Source organism: Ramlibacter pallidus, from assembly GCF_015070875.1.
GTDB lineage: Bacteria > Pseudomonadota > Gammaproteobacteria > Burkholderiales > Burkholderiaceae_C > Ramlibacter > Ramlibacter pallidus.
On sequence record NZ_JADDIV010000004.1, the window covers coordinates 706,289 to 720,346 of the forward strand.

Consider the following 14,058-nt stretch of genomic DNA (forward strand, 5'->3'; position numbering starts at 1 on the left):
CATTTGGATCAGTTATGGCATTTGTCCTACAACAAAAAAGAAACCGGCTGCTACCTTCGCCTTGTTCCCCGTGACCCATTTCGTCGTCCTCGCCCCTCCCTTCCCGAGCCACGTCCGGGCCATCGAAGCCCTGGCCAGCGTGTTGCTCGATCGCGGCCATCGCGTGACCTGGGTGCACCAGCCGGAGGTCAGGGCCTTGCTGCGCGAGCCGCGCATCGGCTTCGAGCCCGTCGGGGAGATGGAGCCCGGCGCGTTGGCCGCGCTGGTCGACCGCGCTGCGCGGCCCGGCGGTCCCGTCGGCCTGTCACGGGTGATCCGCGACGTGGCGGACGGTACCGACCTGCTGTGCCGCGAAGCGCCGGCGGTGCTGCGCCGCGTGGGCGCGCAGGCCGTGATCGCCGACGAGATGGAGGCAGCCGGCGGGCTGGTCGCGCGCGGCCTGGGCCTGCCCTACGTTTCCGTCGCGTGCGCGCTGCCGGTGGCACGGGATCCGCGGGTGCCGCTGCCGGTGATGCACTGGGGGCTCGCGCGGGACGAGACGGGCCTGCATCTCAACCTGCACAGCACGCGCGTGTACGACTGGCTGATGCGGCCGCACGCCCGCGTGATCGAACGCCACGCAGCCGCCTTCGACCTGCCGCCGCTGCATTCACTGGCCGACTGCGTGTCGCCCCTGGCGATCCTGAGCCAGACGGCCGCCGCCTTCGATTTCCCCCGCACGGCGCCGCCGCCGCAGTTGCACCATGTCGGCCCCTTGCGTGTGGACACCGGGCAGGAGGCACCGGCCTGGCCGGCCGCCTGGACGCCGCCCCCCGGCCGGCCGTTCGTCTTCGCGTCGCTGGGCACCCTGCAGGGCGGGCGCTTCGGCCTGCTGCGCCGCATCGCCCGCGCCTGCCACGCCGAAGGCGCCACGCTGCTGCTGGCGCATTGCGATCGCCTGGATGCCGGGCAGGCGCGCGCACTGGAGTACGCCGGCGCGACCTGGGTCACCGGATTCGCCCCGCAGCAGGAGGCCATCGCCCGGGCGGACGCGGTGGTCACGCACGCGGGGCTGAACACCGTGATGGACGCGCTGGTCGCCGGCAAGCCGATGGTGCTGCTGCCGATCGCTTTCGACCAGCCGGGCGTCGCGGCCCGCGTCGTCCATGCGGGAGCGGGCGTGCGCGTGCTGCCGCCGCTGGCCACCGTGTCGGCGCTGCGGCGCGCGCTGCGCCAGATCCTGGAAGATCGCCTGTACGCACAGCGCGCGCAGGCCTTGGGCGAGCAGGTGCGTGCGGCGGGCGGCGCCCGACGGGCGGCCGACATCATCGAATCTGTGCTGCCCGCGCCGGTGTCCCGCGACCGGGCCGGGACGATGGCGGGAGCCCTTGCGTGAACGACGCCGACCTGGTCCTCGTCGGTGGCGGGCTGGCGAACGGCCTCATCGCCTGGCGGCTGCGGCAGTTGCGTCCGGACCTGCGCGTCCTCGTGCTGGAGGCCGGCCCGAGCGCCGGCGGCAACCACACCTGGTCTTTCCACGCGACCGACCTGGAGGACGCGCAGCAGGCGTGGCTGGCGCCTTTGGTCGCCCATCGCTGGGCCTCGCATGCCGTGCGCTTTCCTGCGCTGCAGCGGCATCTGCGGGGCGGCTATGCCAGCATCACCTCGGCCCGCTTCGACGAGGTGCTGCGGCGCGACCTGGGCGCGTCGCTGCGGCCCGGTGTGCGCGTCCTGGACGTCCGCCCGCAGGAGGTCACGCTGGACGACGGCAGCACCTTGCGCGCCGGCGCCGTGATCGACGGCCGGGGGCGCCTGCCCGAAGCGGGCATCCGCCTGGGCTGGCAGAAGTTCATCGGCCGCGAGTTCCGGCTCGAAGGCGACCATGGGCTCGACGGCCCGGTGCTGATGGATGCGACGGTCCCCCAGCGCGACGGCTACCGTTTCGTCTACACCTTGCCGCTGGACGCGCGCACGGTGCTGGTCGAGGACACCTACTACGCCGACGGAGCGGCGCTGGAGCCCGATCGCGTGCGGCGCGACATCGATGCTTATGTGCAGGCCCAGGGCTGGCGCACGGGCGAGCTGCTGCGCGAAGAGCAGGGCGTGCTGCCGATCGTGCTGGACGGCGATCCGCGCGTGCTCTGGGACGCCGCCGGTGGCGTGCCCCGCACCGGGCTTTCCGCGGCACTGTTCCACCCCACCACGGGCTATTCGCTGCCCGATGCGGTGCGGGTCGCCGACCTCGTTGCGCGGCTGCCGGACCTCCGCGCGGGCGCGCTGTTCGCCGCCTTGCGCGGCCATGCCCTCGCGCAATGGCGCGACCAGGCCTTCTTCCGCCTGCTCAATCGCATGCTGTTCCAGGCCGCCGTGCCGACGGAGCGCTGGCGCGTGATGCAGCGGTTCTACGGACTGCCGGAACCGCTGGTCGCGCGCTTCTACGCGGGCCGGCCGACGCTGGCCGACAAGCTGCGCATCGTCAGCGGCAAGCCGCCGGTGCCCCTGGCCGCGGCGTTGCAGGCAGCATTGGGGCGCCGGGCCCCCACGGAGAGCTTCACATGAATCCGCCGGTGCGCACCGCCGCCGTCATCGGGGCCGGCTTCGGCGGCCTCGCCCTGGCCATCCGCCTGCAATCGGCTGGCGTGCAGACCACCCTGTTCGAGTCGCGCGACAAGCCGGGCGGCCGCGCGTACGTGTGGCACGACGAGGGCTTCACCTTCGATGCCGGCCCGACTGTCATCACCGACCCCTCGGCGCTGGAGGAGCTCTTCGCACTCTCCGGCCGCAAGCTCTCCGACTACGTCGAGCTGCTGCCCGTGGCGCCTTTCTACCGGCTCTGCTGGGAAGACGGCGCCGTGTTCGACTACGCCAACGACCAGGCTGCGATGGACCGGCAGATCGCCGCGCTGAACCCGGCCGACGTCGAGGGCTACCAGCGCTTCCTGGCGTATTCGCGCGCGGTGTTCCGCGAAGGCTACGTGAAGCTGGGCGCCGTCCCCTTCCTGAACTTCCGCAGCATGGTGCAGGCGGGTCCGCAGCTCGCGCGGCTGGGGGCCTGGCGCAGCGTGTACGACGCGGTGTCCGGCTTCATCCGCGACGAGCACCTGCGCCAGGCCTTCTCCTTCCATTCGCTGCTGGTGGGTGGCAGCCCGTTCGCCACCTCGTCGATCTACGCGCTGATCCATGCGCTGGAACGCGAGTGGGGCGTGTGGTTCCCGCGCGGCGGCACCGGCGCGCTGGTGCAGGCGATGGTGCGGCTGTTCCAGGACCTCGGCGGGCAGCTGCGCCTGTCCGCCCCCGTGGAGCGCATCGAAGTGGAGGCGGGACGCGCGAGCGCCGTGCGCGTCGGCGGCGAGCGCATCGCCTTCGACCAGGTGGCGTCGAACGCCGACGTCGTCCACACCTACGAGCGCCTGCTCGGGCACGTGCCGCGCGGCGCCCGCGAGGCGGAGCGGCTGAAGTCCAAGCGCTTCTCGATGTCGCTCTTCGTCATCCACTTCGGTCTGCGCCGGCCGCAGCCGCAGCTGGTGCACCACACCGTGTGCTTCGGCCCGCGCTACCGCGAGCTGATCCAGGACATCTTCCAGGGCGACGCCATCCCGGACGATTTCTCGCTGTACCTGCACGCGCCCTGCGCCACCGACCCCTCGCTGGCGCCGCCCGGCTGCTCCACGCACTACGTGCTGGCGCCGGTGCCGCACCTGGGCAATGCGCCCCTGGACTGGGACGTGGAAGGGCCGCGGCTGCGGGACCGCATCCTTGCCTACCTCGAGAGGCGCTACATGCCCGGCCTGCGCGACGACCTGGTCACCTGCCGGATCTTCACGCCGGCCGACTTCCGCGACGAACTCGGTGCCCACGTCGGCTCGGCGTTCTCGCTCGAGCCGGTGCTGACGCAAAGCGCGTGGTTCCGGCCGCACAACCGCGACGACGCGATCCCCAACCTGTACATCGTCGGCGCCGGAACGCACCCGGGCGCCGGGGTGCCCGGCGTGGTCGGCTCCGCCAAGGCCACCGCCGGATTGATGCTCACGGAGGCTCCCCAGTGAACACCGACACGCTCTACGAGCAAGCCAGCCGCACCATCGCGACCGGCTCGCGCAGCTTCGCAGCCGCCAGCCGCCTGATGGACACCCGCACGCGCGAGAGCACCGTGCTGCTGTACACGTGGTGCCGGCACTGCGACGACGTCGTCGACGGCCAGACCCTCGGCCACGGCCAGCGCTTCGCCGGCGCCACGGACGGCGCGTCGCGCCTGCGGCAGCTGCAGGAACTGACGCGGGCAGCCTGCGAAGGCGAGCCCGTGTGGGACCCGGTGTTCCAGGGCCTCGCGCAGGTCGTGCAGCGCCACGACGTTCCCGCGTCGCTGCCGCAGGAGCACCTGGCCGGTTTCGCCATGGACGTGCACGGCACGCAGTACCGCAACCTCGACGACCTGCTGCTGTACTGCTGGCGCGTGGCCGGCGTCGTGGGCGTGATGATGGCGCGCGTGATGGGCGCCGAGCGGCCGGAAACGCTGGACCGCGCCTGCGACCTCGGCATGGCGTTCCAGCTCACGAACATCGCCCGCGACGTGCTGGAGGACGCCGCCATCGGCCGCGTGTACCTGCCGGCCGACTGGCTGGCGGAAGAGGGCATCCACGGCCTGGAGGGCGTGCTCGACCCGGACAAGCGCGACGGCATCGCGCGGGTGGCGGCACGGCTCGTGGCGGAAGCCGAACCCTATTACCGTTCCGCGCGGGCCGGCATCGCGGACCTGCCCATGCGCTGCGCGTGGTCGATCGCCACGGCGCGCGACGTGTACCGCGCGATCGGCCGCAAGGTCGTGAGCAAGGGCGCGAGCGCCTGGGACCACCGCATCGCGACCAGCGCGGTGGAGAAGCTGTGGTTCGTGGCCCGGGGCGCGGGCGTGGCCCTGGCGGCCTCGCACGTGCCGACGGCGCCGCGGCCGCCGCACCTGTTCAGGCGCCCGCTGTAGCGCGCGTGGCCCGCAGCCGCTGCAACTGGGCCTTCAGGCGCTGCGGCGACGGCGCCCAGAGGAAGCCGAAGGACACGCCCGCGCCGGGCAAGTCCAGCGCGTGGTGCAGGCGGTGCGCCTGGTACAGCCGCTTGAGGTAGCCGGTGCGCGGGATCCAGCGGAACGGAAAGCGCCGGTGCACCATGCCGTCGTGCACGATGAAGTACAGCAGGCCATAGAGCGTCATGCCGGCGCCGACCCAGCGCAGCGGCTCGACCGCCGGCCAGTGGCTGCCCAGCGCGATCAGCACGATGGCGACACCGGCGAACACCACCGCGTAGAGGTCGTTGCGCTCGAACCAGCCCGCGCGCGGCGCGTGGTGCGAGCGGTGCCAGCCCCAGCCCCAACCGTGCATCACGTGCTTGTGGATCCACCAGGCGGCGGCCTCCATGCCGACGACCGCCCCGAGCACCAGGGCCACGCGCAGCAGGAGTTCGGCGGACGGCATGCTCCGAGCATAGACGAAGGCGCTGCCCGGCAGGTGCCGCCACGCCGGTGTAAAGTCGCCGGCCGATGAGCCAGGACGACCCACGCGCCACCGCACCGATGTTCACCGCCGCCGGCTTTCGCCGCGGCTTCGTGCAAGGCCAGCCGCTGGCCCCGGGCACCTTCCTCTACGGCATGGTGTTCGGCGTGCTGGCGAGCGAGAAGGGCCTCGCGCTGCTCGAGGCCATGCTCATGAGCGTGCTGGTGTACTCCGGCAGCGCGCAGCTGGCGGCGCTGCAAGGCTGGAGCGCCGCGCCCGTGATTGCGCCGCTGGTGGTCACGGTGCTCCTGATCAACGCCCGCTACGTGCTGTACGGCGCTTCCATCCAGCCCTGGCTGGGCGGCGCCCGGGCGTCGCAGGCGCTGCCGACGCTGTTCTTCCTGGGCGACGGCAACTGGGCGCTGTCGATGCGCGAGTACCACGCCGGCTACCGCGATGCCGCCTTCCTGTTCGGCTCGGGCGTGGCCACGGCGTTGCCCTGGATGCTCGGCACGTTGGGCGGACACGTCGTCGGGCGCGGCGTGCCGCATCCGGCCTCCCTCGGGCTCGACTTCATGCTGGTGGCCTTCGCCGCGGCGATCGGGGTGAGCGTGTTCCGCGGACGGGCGGACCTCTGGCCGGCCGCGGCGGCCGTGCTGGCTGCCGTGGTGCTCTCGCTGTGGTTGCCGGGCTGGACCATCGTCGGTGCCGGCCTCGCCGCCGGCCTGGTCGGAGGCGCGCGCGATGGCCGTTGACCTGCATTTCCTGCTGGCGATCCTGGCGATGGCGGTGGCGTCCTTCGCCTGCCGGGTCACCGGCTACTTCCTCATGGGCTACGTGCCGATCACGCCGCGGGTGCAGGGTGCCCTCAAGGCGATCCCACTCGGCGTGATGATCGGCATCGTCATGCCGTCGGTGCTGGCGGGCAAGGTGCCGGAGATGGTCGGCCTGGTCGTGGTGTTCGCGGCCATGAAGCTCACGGGCAAGGACGTCGTGGCCGCGCTGGCCGGAGCCGGCGCCGTGGGGATCTGCCGCTCCTTCGGGCTCTGATCCCGGCTCAGGGCCGCAGCGCCTGCCGCAGTTCCGCCGCGCACATCCGCACTGCCACGTTCGCTTCGTCGATCACCCGGCCCATGGTGATGAAGCCGTGGATCTGCCGCTCGAAGTTCACCAGGGTCGCCTGGGTGCCGGCGGCGGAGAGCTTGGCGGCATACGCAACGCCTTCGTCGCGCAGCGGATCGAACCCGGCCACCAGCACGAACGCCGGCGGCAGGTTCCCGTGGTCGGCGTGCAGCAGCGGCGAGGCGCGCCAGTCCAGGTCCTGCGACCGGTCCGCGATGTAGTGGTCGTGGTAGTAATCCATGCTGTCGCGCGTGAGCAGGTAACCCTGGCCGTTCGTGGTGTGCGAAGGCGCGCCGCGGCGCTGGTCGGTCGCCGGGTAGACCAGCAGCTGGAACGAGAGCGGCAGGTCGCCCTGTTCGCGCGCCACCAGCGCCACGGCCGCGGCGAGGTTGCCGCCGGCGCTGTCGCCGCCCACCGCCACGCGGGCCGCGTCCACCTTCAGCGTCGCCGCGTTCGCCCGTACCCACCTGGCGGCGGCCACGGCGTCGTCGAGGGCCGCGGGGAAACGGTGCTCGGGCGCGAGCCGGTAATCCACCGCCACCACCGCGCATCCGGAGAAGTTGCACAGCTGGCGGCACAGCACGTCGTGCGTGTCGAGGTCGCCGATCACCCAACCGCCGCCGTGGTAGTAGACGAGCACGGGCAACAGGGCCTCGGCGGACACGCCGGCGGGCCGGTAGCTGCGCAGCGGGATCGGGCCGGCAGGACTTTGGGCCTCCAGGTCGCGCACCGCGCCGACCTCGGGCGGATCGGGCTGCGTGAACGTGCGGCGTTCGCGGTAGAACGCGCGGGCGTCCGGCGGCGCCAGCGTGTGCGTCGGCGGCACGCCCTTGTCCTCGATCAGCCGCAGCAGGGCCTGCGCTTGCGGGTGCAGCATGGCTCTCGTCTCCTGTCGTGAGGGCCGCAGTGTACGGGGCGAAGGTTTATGCTTCGCGCATGAAGCTGCACAACTACTTCCGCTCGTCCGCTTCCTTCCGCGTGCGCATCGCGCTGGAGCTCAAGGGCCTGCCGTACGACTATCGCGCGGTGCACCTCGTGAAGGGCGAGCACAAGCAGCCGGACTTCGCGGCCGTCACCGCTTCGGCGCTGGTCCCCGCGCTCGAGACCGACGAAGGCGCGGTCCTGAGCCAGTCCATGGCCATCATCGAATACCTCGACGAGACCCACCCGAACCCCCCGCTGCTGCCGAAGGACCCCCTCGGCCGCGCCCGCGTGCGTGCGCTCGCGCAGCTGATCGCCTGCGAGATCCACCCGCTGAACAACCTGCGCGTGCTGAAGTACCTGGTGCGCGAGATGAAGGTGGAGGAAGAGGCCAAGAACACCTGGTACCGCCACTGGGTGCGCAGCGGCCTGGAGATGTTCGAGCAGGAGCTGCAGCGCCTGCCCGCCTCCCCGTATTGCCACGGCGACGCGCCGACGCTGGCGGACTGCTGCCTGGTGCCGCAGATCTTCAACGGCCAGCGCTTCAACGTCGACATGGCGGGGCTGCCGCGCACCATGGGCGCTTTCGAAGCGTGCATGAAGCTGCCGGCTTTCCAGAAGGCGCAGCCGTCCAACTGCCCGGACAACGAAGGCTGAGCCATGCAACCGCAGTGGCCGGCACCCGCGGGCGTGCGCGCCTGGTGCAGCACGCGCGACGGCGGCGTCTCCGCCGCACCCTACGACACCCTCAACCTCGGCGACCACGTGGGCGACGACCCCGCCGCCGTCGCCGACAACCGGCGTCGCTTCGCGGCGCAATTGCAGGCGCGTCCGGTGTTCCTGAAGCAGGTGCACGGCCGCGGCGTGGTGCGGCTCGGCACCGATGCCGTGAATGGCACCGAGGCGGACGCCTGCTGGACGACCGAGCGCGGCGTGGCCTGCACGATGATGGTCGCCGACTGCCTGCCGGTGCTGCTGGCCGACGCGGCCGGACGCACAGTGGGCGCCGCGCACTGCGGTTGGCGCGGGCTGGCGGGGGAGGGCGGTTCGGGCGTGCTCGAAGCGCTCTGGACGGAGATGGCTCCGGCGGCCGGGTCGCCCGAAGGCATGCTGGCGTGGTTGGGCCCTTGCATCGGCCCGGACGCCTTCGAGGTCGGTCCGGAAGTCCGCGACGCCTTCACCGTCCACGATGCGGGCGCGGCGTCCCTGTTCCGGGTGCACCGCGACGGCAAGTTCCTGGGCGACCTGCAGGGCCTCGCGCGGCGGCGGCTGGAGCGGCTGGGCATCCGGCAGGTGCACGGCAACGATGGCAGCGCTGCGTGGTGCACCGTCACCGGACGGTCACGGTTCTTTTCGCACCGGCGCGACCGCGTCAGCGGCCGGTTCGCCGCCGCCGCCTGGCTGGCCTGACGCCGCTGCTGCCGCCTCGGCCTCGGCCTCGCGCCGGGCCCGGGCGGCGCGGCGTGCCGGCCGCCCCATGAGGTAGATCAAGAGCGCCACGGGGCCCACGCCATAGAGTACAAAGGTGAAGAAGGCGCCGAGCAGGCCGCCGCGGGGGTGCGTCGCCTCGGCCAAGGCCATCATCAGCGCGACGTAGAGCCAGGCGACGACTACGAGGTACAAGCGCCCTCCGAAGGGTCAATGTTGCGGTGCAACATCGGCGATGGGATACTGCGGGGGCGCGCGAGAACAACAGGAGACATGGGCATGAATTCTGACGTGGACTGGGTCGCCCAGGCCGGCCGGTTCCAGCAGGAACTGGGCAAGCAATGGTCGCAGGCGTTGTCCGCGCTCCAGCCCGCGGCCGGTGCCTTCCCCCGCCTGGCGTTCGCGCCCGACAAGCTGCAGGCGCTGCAGCAGGCCTATGTGCGCGAGGCCACCGAGCTGTGGAACCAGGGACTCTCCGGCGGCCCGAAGAACGGCGACAAGCGCTTCGCGGGCGACGCCTGGTCGCACAACCCGGTTGCCGCCTTCTCCGCCGCGATCTACCTGCTGAATGCGCGCACGCTGCTCGGCCTGGCCGAAGCGGCCGACACCGACCCCAAGACCAAGGCGCGGCTGCGCTTCGCGGTCGAACAGTGGATGGCGGCGTCGGCCCCCAGCAACTTCCTGGCCCTGAACGCGGAAGCGCAGCAGAGGGCGGTGGAGACGCACGGCGAAAGCATCGCCCGCGGCATGCAGAACCTGCTGGCCGACCTGCAGCAGGGGCACGTGTCGATGACCGACGAACGCGCCTTCGAAGTGGGGCGCAATGTCGCGACCACCGAGGGCGCCGTGGTGTTCGAGAACGACCTGTTCCAGCTGATCGAATACAAGCCGCTGACCGCCAAGGTGTACGAGCGGCCCTTCCTCGTGGTGCCGCCCTGCATCAACAAGTTCTACATCCTCGACCTGCAGCCGGAGAACTCCCTCATCCGCTACCTGGTGGAGCAGGGCCATCGCACCTTCGTCATGAGCTGGCGCAACCCGGATGCCGCCATGGAGGACAAGACCTGGGACGACTACGTCGGCGATGCGGCGCTGAAGGCGATCTCGGTGGTGCAGGAGATCGGCGGCGGCAAGCCGATCAACGCGCTGGGCTTCTGCGTCGGCGGCACCATCCTGGGCACCGCGCTCGCGGTGCTGGCGGCGCGCGGCGAGAAGCCGGTCGCCTCGGCCACCCTGCTGACGTCCTTCCTCGACTTCAGCGAGACCGGGGTGCTGGACCTGTTCATCGACGAGAACGCCGTGAAGTTCCGCGAGCTGCAGCTCGGGCAGAAAGGCATGCTGAAGGGGCAGGACCTCGCGTCCACCTTCAGCTTCCTGCGCCCCAACGACCTGGTGTGGAACTACGTCGTCGGAAACTACCTCAAGGGCGAGACGCCGCCGCCCTTCGACCTGCTGTACTGGAACAGCGATTCGACCAACCTGCCGGGCCCCATGTACGCCTGGTACCTGCGCAATACCTACCTGGAGAACAACCTCGTCCAGCCCGGCAAGTGCACCGTGTGCGGCGAGAAGGTGGACCTGCGCAAGGTCGACATCCCCGTCTTCATCTACGGTTCGCGCGAGGACCACATCGTGCCCATCGCCGGCGCGTATGCGTCCGTCAAGCACCTGCCGGGCAAGAAGAAGTTCGTGATGGGCGCGTCGGGGCACATCGCCGGCGTGATCAACCCGCCGGCGAAGAAGAAGCGTTCGTACTGGACCAACGACAAGCTGCCCGCGACGCACGAGGCCTGGCTGCAGGGCGCGAAGGAGCATCCCGGCAGCTGGTGGCCCGAATGGGCGGCCTGGCTCAAGCCGCACGGCGGCAAGCAGGTCGCGGCGCCCAAGGCCTACGGCAAGGGCACGAAATACAAGGCGATCGAGCCCGCGCCCGGCCGCTACGTCAAGGCGAAAGCCTGATCACTGGAGAACCCCATGGAAGACATCGTCATCGTTTCCGCCGTCCGCACCGCCGTCGGCAAGTTCGGCGGCTCGCTCGCCAAGGTCCCCGCCACGGAGCTGGGCGCGATCGTGATCAAGGAGGCGCTGGCCCGCGCGAAGGTCGACCCGGCGCAGGTGGGCGAAGTGATCATGGGCCAGGTGCTCACGGCCGGGGCCGGCCAGAACCCCGCCCGGCAGGCGCTGCTGAAGGCCGGGCTGCCCAAGGAAGTGCCGGGGCTGACGATCAATGCCGTGTGCGGGTCGGGGCTGAAGGCCGTGATGCTCGCTGCGCAGGCCGTGGCCTGGGGCGACGCCGAGATCGTGGTGGCCGGCGGGCAGGAGAACATGAGCGCCGCGCCGCACGTGCTGCCCAACTCGCGCGACGGCCAGCGCATGGGCGACTGGAAGATGGTCGACACGATGATCGTCGACGGGCTCTGGGACGTCTACAACCAGTACCACATGGGCGTGACCGCGGAGAACGTGGCCAGGGAACACACCATCGACCGCGCGGCGCAGGATGCGCTGGCGCTCGCCAGCCAGCAGAAGGCCGCGGCCGCGCAGGACGCCGGCAGGTTCAACGACGAGATCGTCCCGGTCAGCATCCCGCAGAAGAAGGGCGACCCGCTGCTGTTCGACACGGACGAGTACATCAACCGCAAGACGAGCGCCGAAGCGCTGGCCGGCCTGCGCCCGGCGTTCGACAAGGCTGGTTCCGTCACCGCCGGCAACGCTTCCGGGCTCAACGATGGCGCCGCCGCGGTGGTGGTGATGAGCGCGAAGAAGGCGAAGGAACTCGGCCTGAAGCCGCTGGCCACCATCCGGGCGTTCGCTACCAGCGGCCTGGATCCGAAGACGATGGGCATGGGCCCCGTGCCCGCGACGAAGAAGGCGCTGGAGCGCGCGGGCTGGAAGGCCGCCGACGTCCAGCTGTTCGAGCTGAACGAGGCCTTCGCCGCGCAGGCTTGCGCCGTGAACAAGGCGCTGGACATCGACCCCGCGAAGGTCAACGTCAACGGCGGCGCGATCGCGCTGGGGCACCCGATCGGTGCATCCGGCGCGCGCATCCTCGTCACGCTGCTGCACGAGATGCAGCGGCGCGAGGCGAAAAAAGGTGTCGCGGCGCTGTGCATCGGCGGCGGCATGGGGGTTTCCCTTGCCGTGGAGCGCACCTGAGCGCGCAGAATCGATCGACCGCAAACGCAACCAGGGGAATGGACATGGCTAAGGGCAAAGTGGCCTACGTGACGGGCGGCATGGGGGGCATCGGCACCGCCATCTGCCAGCGGCTGCACCAGGAAGGCTTCACCGTGATCGCGGGCTGCGGTCCGACGCGCGACTACGACAAGTGGCTGGCCGAGCAGAAGGGGCAGGGCTTCACCTTCTACGCCTCCGTCGGCAACGTCGGCGACTGGGATTCCACCGTCGCGGCCTTCAGCAAGGCCAAGGCCGAGCACGGCAGCATCGACGTGCTCGTGAACAACGCCGGCATCACGCGCGACCGCATGTTCCTGAAGATGACCCGCGAGGACTGGGACGCGGTGATCGAGACCAACCTCAATTCGATGTTCAACGTGACCAAGCAGGTCGTCGGCGACATGGTCGAGAAGGGCTGGGGGCGGATCATCAACATCTCGTCCGTCAACGGCGAGAAGGGCCAGGCCGGCCAGACCAACTACTCGGCGGCCAAGGCCGGCATGCATGGCTTCACGATGGCGCTCGCGCAGGAACTGGCCAACAAGGGCGTGACGGTCAACACCGTGAGTCCGGGCTACATCGGCACCGACATGGTCCGCGCGATCCGCAGCGACGTGCTGGACAAGATCGTCGGCACGATCCCGGTCAAGCGCCTGGGCGAACCCAGCGAGATCGCGTCGATCATCGCCTGGCTGGCCGGCCCGGAAAGCGGCTACTCCACCGGTGCGGACTTCTCCGTCAACGGCGGCCTGCACATGGGATGAGGCCCGGCGCCTGCAGCACGAAAGGCCCGCTCCGGCGGGCCTTTTCCTTTGCTGGGGGCAGCCTCAGGTGACGATGTCCTCGATGACGAGGTGGCGGTACTTCTGCCCGTAGGAGATCTCGGCCCCCTCCAGCAGCTGCATCACGCGGTCCGAGGCGTCCGCCTTGGGCGCATGCACCAACAGGCCGTAGTGGCCCTTCTCGACGCATTCGTTGAACATGCGGATGGTGTCGCCTTCGGTGCCGGCGGAGGGCAGGATCGCGTCGTCGCCGCGGGTGTCGAAGATGTCGCGGCGGAAGTCGGCGGGCGTCATGAGCATGACGTCGTCGGAGGCGATCCCGTTGTCCTCCAGCTTCCTCGCGGCGTCGCGCGCCTGCTGCTCGCCCGGAAACATCAGAACGAGCCAGCCCGTCGGGTAGAACGCCCCGGTCATGTTCTTCATGGAAGAGTCGAAGCTAAACGGCCTCATGTGCGGTCCTTTCTCGTTTCCTGCATTGCAGCGCAACGGCAGGGCCACGCCTGTCGGTGCGGAAGGCGCCGGCAGGTAGGAGGGGCCGGACAACGCGTGCCGGCGGCTCAGGCGGCCTTGCGGCCGAGGGCGCGCAGGCGGTCCAGCCATTTCGCGGCCGCGGCGGCGTCGAGATGCCCGACGTTGCCGACGAGGGTCTCGTGCACCGGCGCGATGCCGACGAAGCCCAGAATGTTGCGCTCCAGCGATTTCACGCTGTGCGCGCGGAAGTACCAGCGGTAGACGAGGGCGGGCATGCCCATGGTCACGACCAGGCGGGCCGACCGCCCCGTGAGGCCCTTGCGGGTGAAGGCGTTGCGTTCGCCCTTGCCGAAGGCGAAGCCGGGCCGCGCCACCTGCTCCAGGAATCCCTTGAGCAGGGCCGGCATGTCCCCGAGCCAGAGCGGGAACATCATCACGATGTGTTCCGCCCAGCCGATGGCCTCCTGCGCCTCGCGCAGGCCTTCCGGAAGCTCGCCTTCCTCCCAGGCCTGCTGGCTGCGCAGCAGCGGGAAGTCGAGCCTGGCGACATCGAGGCTCCGCACCTCGTGGCCGGCGGCTCGCGCGCCCTCCCCATACGCATCGGCCAGGGCATGGCAAAGGTGGGGATGGTCGCCATCGGGGTGGCCCTGGAGCAGGAGGATGCGGGTCATGCGCCGACTCTAGGTTCGGGGACGTCC

At 70.7% G+C, this 14,058-nt stretch carries 16 protein-coding genes; 11 read left to right on the plus strand and 5 right to left on the minus strand.

Annotation, left to right across the window (positions count from 1 at the left end):
* Positions 1-70: 70 nt before the first annotated feature.
* Genes IM787_RS16805 through IM787_RS16820 form a run of 4 tightly spaced genes read left to right on the plus strand, consistent with a single transcriptional unit; the run spans position 71 to position 4,954 of the window.
* The gene (locus IM787_RS16805; RefSeq protein WP_193677818.1) at positions 71-1,375 is read left to right on the plus strand and encodes a glycosyltransferase; all 1,305 of its coding nucleotides are present in this window, start codon (positions 71-73) and stop codon (positions 1,373-1,375) included.
* Positions 1,372-2,538 carry a lycopene beta-cyclase CrtY gene (gene crtY / locus IM787_RS16810; protein ID WP_193677819.1) on the plus strand — a complete coding sequence of 389 codons (1,167 nt, stop codon included), beginning with the start codon at positions 1,372-1,374 and terminating at the stop codon, positions 2,536-2,538. Before IM787_RS16805 ends, crtY begins: the two co-directional genes overlap by 4 nt.
* A complete protein-coding gene (locus tag IM787_RS16815) occupies positions 2,535-4,025 on the plus strand; it encodes a phytoene desaturase (RefSeq protein ID WP_193677820.1) in 1,491 nt (496 codons plus the stop codon). The genes crtY and IM787_RS16815 overlap by 4 nt, the downstream gene beginning before the upstream one ends.
* Complete coding sequence (locus tag IM787_RS16820) at positions 4,022-4,954, plus strand: phytoene/squalene synthase family protein (RefSeq protein WP_193677821.1); 933 nt, start codon at positions 4,022-4,024, stop codon at positions 4,952-4,954. The genes IM787_RS16815 and IM787_RS16820 overlap by 4 nt, the downstream gene beginning before the upstream one ends.
* Here the strand turns inward: IM787_RS16820 and IM787_RS16825 are convergent.
* A complete protein-coding gene (locus tag IM787_RS16825) occupies positions 4,938-5,441 on the minus strand; it encodes a sterol desaturase family protein (RefSeq protein WP_227494405.1) in 504 nt (167 codons plus the stop codon). The two genes, IM787_RS16820 and IM787_RS16825, sit on opposite strands and share 17 nt — an antisense overlap.
* A 65-nt stretch (positions 5,442-5,506) precedes the next feature.
* On the opposite strand from IM787_RS16825, the gene IM787_RS16830 reads away from it, so the two are divergent.
* Positions 5,507-6,214: an AzlC family ABC transporter permease gene (locus IM787_RS16830; RefSeq protein ID WP_193677822.1), complete on the plus strand. Its 708-nt coding sequence runs from the start codon at positions 5,507-5,509 to the stop codon at positions 6,212-6,214.
* Positions 6,204-6,509 (plus strand): AzlD family protein, encoded by a 306-nt coding sequence (locus tag IM787_RS16835; RefSeq protein ID WP_193677823.1) that lies wholly within the window; start codon positions 6,204-6,206, stop codon positions 6,507-6,509. The genes IM787_RS16830 and IM787_RS16835 overlap by 11 nt, the downstream gene beginning before the upstream one ends.
* 7 nt (positions 6,510-6,516) lie before the next feature.
* On the opposite strand, the gene lipP1 is transcribed toward IM787_RS16835, so the two are convergent.
* The gene (gene lipP1 / locus IM787_RS16840) at positions 6,517-7,458 is read right to left on the minus strand and encodes a LipP1 family hormone-sensitive lipase (RefSeq protein WP_193677824.1); all 942 of its coding nucleotides are present in this window, start codon (positions 7,456-7,458) and stop codon (positions 6,517-6,519) included.
* Positions 7,459-7,517: 59 nt separating this feature from the next.
* Between lipP1 and maiA the strand changes: the two genes are divergently transcribed.
* Both maiA and pgeF read left to right on the plus strand, forming a co-directional pair.
* Positions 7,518-8,159 carry a maleylacetoacetate isomerase gene (gene maiA / locus IM787_RS16845; protein ID WP_193677825.1) on the plus strand — a complete coding sequence of 214 codons (642 nt, stop codon included), beginning with the start codon at positions 7,518-7,520 and terminating at the stop codon, positions 8,157-8,159.
* Between the two features lie 3 nt (positions 8,160-8,162).
* The gene (gene pgeF, locus IM787_RS16850) at positions 8,163-8,912 is read left to right on the plus strand and encodes a peptidoglycan editing factor PgeF (protein ID WP_193677826.1); all 750 of its coding nucleotides are present in this window, start codon (positions 8,163-8,165) and stop codon (positions 8,910-8,912) included.
* Here the strand turns inward: pgeF and IM787_RS16855 are convergent.
* Entirely contained in the window at positions 8,844-9,125 is a 282-nt protein-coding gene (locus IM787_RS16855; protein WP_193677827.1) for a hypothetical protein, read from the minus strand. The genes pgeF and IM787_RS16855 overlap by 69 nt on opposite strands.
* A gap of 84 nt (positions 9,126-9,209) precedes the next feature.
* Here IM787_RS16855 and IM787_RS16860 point away from each other — a divergent pair, with 84 nt between their 5' ends.
* The 3 genes from IM787_RS16860 to phbB are packed head-to-tail and all read left to right on the plus strand — an operon-like array spanning position 9,210 to position 12,871.
* Positions 9,210-10,889, plus strand: coding sequence for a PHA/PHB synthase family protein (locus IM787_RS16860; protein ID WP_193677828.1), 1,680 nt, complete (start codon positions 9,210-9,212; stop codon positions 10,887-10,889).
* 15 nt (positions 10,890-10,904) lie between these two features.
* A complete protein-coding gene (locus IM787_RS16865; protein ID WP_193677829.1) occupies positions 10,905-12,086 on the plus strand; it encodes an acetyl-CoA C-acetyltransferase in 1,182 nt (393 codons plus the stop codon).
* A gap of 44 nt (positions 12,087-12,130) precedes the next feature.
* Positions 12,131-12,871 (plus strand): acetoacetyl-CoA reductase, encoded by a 741-nt coding sequence (gene phbB, locus IM787_RS16870; protein ID WP_193677830.1) that lies wholly within the window; start codon positions 12,131-12,133, stop codon positions 12,869-12,871.
* Between the two features lie 63 nt (positions 12,872-12,934).
* Here the strand turns inward: phbB and IM787_RS16875 are convergent, their stop codons facing one another.
* On the minus strand, positions 12,935-13,312 hold the full coding sequence (locus IM787_RS16875) for an RNA-binding protein (protein WP_193677831.1): 378 nt from the start codon (positions 13,310-13,312) through the stop codon (positions 12,935-12,937).
* Positions 13,313-13,446: 134 nt separating this feature from the next.
* The gene (locus IM787_RS16880) at positions 13,447-14,031 is read right to left on the minus strand and encodes an NAD(P)H-dependent oxidoreductase (protein WP_193677832.1); all 585 of its coding nucleotides are present in this window, start codon (positions 14,029-14,031) and stop codon (positions 13,447-13,449) included.
* Positions 14,032-14,058: the final 27 nt, after the last annotated feature.

Bases quoted from the DNA above. Each gene is read 5' to 3' on its own strand.
- IM787_RS16815 (WP_193677820.1), top strand. From the start codon at position 2,535: ATGAATCCGCCGGTGCGCACCGCCGCCGTCATCGGGGCCGGCTTCGGC.
- IM787_RS16825 (WP_227494405.1), bottom strand. From the start codon at position 5,441: ATGCCGTCCGCCGAACTCCTGCTGCGCGTGGCCCTGGTGCTCGGGGCG.
- IM787_RS16830 (WP_193677822.1), top strand. From the start codon at position 5,507: ATGAGCCAGGACGACCCACGCGCCACCGCACCGATGTTCACCGCCGCC.
- IM787_RS16835 (WP_193677823.1), top strand. From the start codon at position 6,204: ATGGCCGTTGACCTGCATTTCCTGCTGGCGATCCTGGCGATGGCGGTG.
- lipP1 (WP_193677824.1), bottom strand. From the start codon at position 7,458: ATGCTGCACCCGCAAGCGCAGGCCCTGCTGCGGCTGATCGAGGACAAG.
- maiA (WP_193677825.1), top strand. From the start codon at position 7,518: ATGAAGCTGCACAACTACTTCCGCTCGTCCGCTTCCTTCCGCGTGCGC.
- pgeF (WP_193677826.1), top strand. From the start codon at position 8,163: ATGCAACCGCAGTGGCCGGCACCCGCGGGCGTGCGCGCCTGGTGCAGC.
- IM787_RS16860 (WP_193677828.1), top strand. From the start codon at position 9,210: ATGAATTCTGACGTGGACTGGGTCGCCCAGGCCGGCCGGTTCCAGCAG.
- IM787_RS16865 (WP_193677829.1), top strand. From the start codon at position 10,905: ATGGAAGACATCGTCATCGTTTCCGCCGTCCGCACCGCCGTCGGCAAG.
- phbB (WP_193677830.1), top strand. From the start codon at position 12,131: ATGGCTAAGGGCAAAGTGGCCTACGTGACGGGCGGCATGGGGGGCATC.
- IM787_RS16875 (WP_193677831.1), bottom strand. From the start codon at position 13,312: ATGAAGAACATGACCGGGGCGTTCTACCCGACGGGCTGGCTCGTTCTG.
- IM787_RS16880 (WP_193677832.1), bottom strand. From the start codon at position 14,031: ATGACCCGCATCCTCCTGCTCCAGGGCCACCCCGATGGCGACCATCCC.